Source organism: Delftia sp. WSY_16, from assembly GCF_043104415.1.
GTDB lineage: Bacteria > Pseudomonadota > Gammaproteobacteria > Burkholderiales > Burkholderiaceae_C > Comamonas > Comamonas tsuruhatensis.
In genome coordinates this window covers 1-3,186 of record NZ_JBICKS010000039.1, presented here as the reverse complement: position 1 = coordinate 3,186, position 3,186 = coordinate 1, and the positions used below count along the sequence as shown (strand labels likewise).

1 rRNA gene is annotated in these 3,186 nt (G+C 50.4%); it reads right to left on the bottom strand.

The annotated features are described in order from the left end of the window. Nucleotides 1–2,866, bottom strand: a 23S ribosomal RNA gene (locus ACF8O7_RS19775); the annotation flags it as partial. Between the last annotated feature and the right edge of the window lie 320 nt (nucleotides 2,867–3,186).

Genomic DNA, 3,186 nt, shown 5'->3' with positions numbered 1-3,186 from the left:
CTCACGAGCAATTAGTACTGGTTAGCTTAACGCATTACTGCGCTTCCACACCCAGCCTATCAACGTCCTGGTCTTGAACGACTCTTCAGGGGGCTCAAGGCCCCGGCAGATCTCATCTTGAAACGAGTTTCCCGCTTAGATGCTTTCAGCGGTTATCTCTTCCACACTTAGCTACTCGGCAATGCCACTGGCGTGACAACCGATACACCAGAGGTGTGTCCACTCCGGTCCTCTCGTACTAGGAGCAGGCTTCCTCAAATCTGCAGCGCCCACGGAAGATAGGGACCAAACTGTCTCACGACGTTTTAAACCCAGCTCACGTACCTCTTTAAATGGCGAACAGCCATACCCTTGGGACCGACTACAGCCCCAGGATGAGATGAGCCGACATCGAGGTGCCAAACACCGCCGTCGATATGAACTCTTGGGCGGTATCAGCCTGTTATCCCCAGAGTACCTTTTATCCGTTGAGCGATGGCCCTTCCATACAGAACCACCGGATCACTATGTCCTGCTTTCGCATCTGCTCGACTTGTCAGTCTCGCAGTTAAGCACGCTTATGCCATTGCACTATCGTCACGATGTCCGACCGTAACTAGCGTACCTTCGAACTCCTCCGTTACGCTTTGGGAGGAGACCGCCCCAGTCAAACTGCCTACCATGCACTGTCCCCGATCCCGATAAGGGACCTGGGTTAGAACCTCAAACGCACCAGGGTGGTATTTCAACGTCGGCTCCATGAGAACTAGCGTCCTCACTTCAAAGCCTCCCACCTATCCTACACAGATCCGTTCAAAATCCAATACAAAGCTACAGTAAAGGTTCATGGGGTCTTTCCGTCTTTCCGCGGGGAGATTGCATCATCACAAACATTTCAACTTCGCTGAGTCTCTGGAGGAGACAGTGTGGCCATCGTTACGCCATTCGTGCAGGTCGGAACTTACCCGACAAGGAATTTCGCTACCTTAGGACCGTTATAGTTACGGCCGCCGTTTACTGGGACTTCAATCAAGAGCTTGCACCCCATCATTTAATCTTCCAGCACCGGGCAGGCGTCACACCCTATACGTCCACTTTCGTGTTTGCAGAGTGCTGTGTTTTTATTAAACAGTCGCAGCCACCGATTTTTTGCAACCGCTTTGGGCTCCCTTTGTTCAAGTTCACCTACTTGCGGCATACCTTCTCCCGAAGTTACGGTATCAATTTGCCGAGTTCCTTCTCCAGAGTTCTCTCAAGCGCCTTAGAATACTCATCTCGCGCACCAGTGTCGGTTTGCGGTACGGTCGTGTGTAGCTGAAGCTTAGTGGCTTTTCCTGGAAGCAGGGTATCACTCACTTCGTCTGCAAGCAGACTCGTTATCACCCCTCATCTAAGCCCGGCGGATTTGCCTACCAGGCACGACTACAGGCTTGAACCAACATATCCAACAGTTGGCTGAGCTAACCTTCTCCGTCCCCACATCGCACTACACATCGGTACAGGAATATTGACCTGTTTCCCATCAGCTACGCATCTCTGCCTCGCCTTAGGGGCCGACTCACCCTACGCCGATGAACGTTGCGTAGGAAACCTTGCGCTTACGGCGAGGGGGCTTTTCACCCCCTTTAACGCTACTCATGTCAGCATTCGCACTTCTGATACCTCCAGCACCCGTTACCAGGCACCTTCACAGGCTTACAGAACGCTCTCCTACCACTTGCAATAAATTGCAAATCCGCAGCTTCGGTAACTGGCTTAGCCCCGTTACATCTTCCGCGCAGGACGACTCGATCAGTGAGCTATTACGCTTTCTTTAAATGATGGCTGCTTCTAAGCCAACATCCTGACTGTTTTAGCCTTCCCACTTCGTTTCCCACTTAGCCAATTTTAGGGACCTTAGCTGGCGGTCTGGGTTGTTTCCCTCTTGAGTCCGGACGTTAGCACCCGGTGCTCTGTCTCCCAAGCTGTACTCTGCGGTATTCGGAGTTTGCATAGGTTTGGTAAGTCGCCATGACCCCCTAGCCTAAACAGTGCTCTACCCCCGCAGGTAATACTTGAGGCACTACCTAAATAGTTTTCGGAGAGAACCAGCTATTTCCAAGTTTGTTTAGCCTTTCACCCCTATCCACAGCTCATCCGCTAGTTTTGCAACACTAGTCGGTTCGGACCTCCAGTACCTGTTACGGCACCTTCATCCTGGCCATGGATAGATCACTTGGTTTCGGGTCTACACCCAGCGACTGGACGCCCTATTCGGACTCGATTTCTCTACGGCTCCCCTATTCGGTTAACCTTGCCACTGAATGTAAGTCGCTGACCCATTATACAAAAGGTACGCAGTCACCCTTGCGGGCTCCTACTTTTTGTAAGCATGCGGTTTCAGGATCTATTTCACTCCCCTCCCGGGGTTCTTTTCGCCTTTCCCTCACGGTACTGGTTCACTATCGGTCGATGATGAGTATTTAGCCTTGGAGGATGGTCCCCCCATATTCAGACAGGGTTTCTCGTGCCCCGCCCTACTTTTCTCTAGCTCAGTACCACCAGTCGGTTTTCACATACAGGGCTATCACCTACTATGGCCGGACTTTCCATTCCGTTTTGTTAACCGTCTGACTATCACTAGAAGGCTGTTCCGATTTCGCTCGCCACTACTTTCGGAATCTCGGTTGATGTCTTTTCCTCTGGGTACTTAGATGTTTCAGTTCTCCAGGTTCGCCTCGCATACCTATGTATTCAGTATGCGATACCCTTGCGGGTGGGTTTCCCCATTCAGAAATCTCCGGATCAAAGCTTATTTGCCAGCTCCCCGAAGCTTATCGCAGGCTATCACGTCTTTCGTCGCCTATCATCGCCAAGGCATCCACCACATGCTCTTAGTCACTTGACCCTATAACTTTGATCTCTCTTGCGAGATTTCGCCGTTTTCTTTCAAGGACTTGCGAGGTCTTTCACCTCGCGCGTTATGCCGTAATGTGAATGATTCTTTGACATTGCTGTCAGAGAAAGATTCGTCATTACTTGAATAAAACAAAGTTTCATTCGTTTTGACGCAATCAAAATGTTGCTGACGGCACGGTGAGATTGAAATCTCTTTCCGCCAGCAACGCTGATTTCGACTCTATGAATTTTTAAAGAACAGCCGATTGATAGTTGGATAACTATCAACACTAAAGCAGTCTCACACGAGACTGCTTTAGTGTTGAGTCA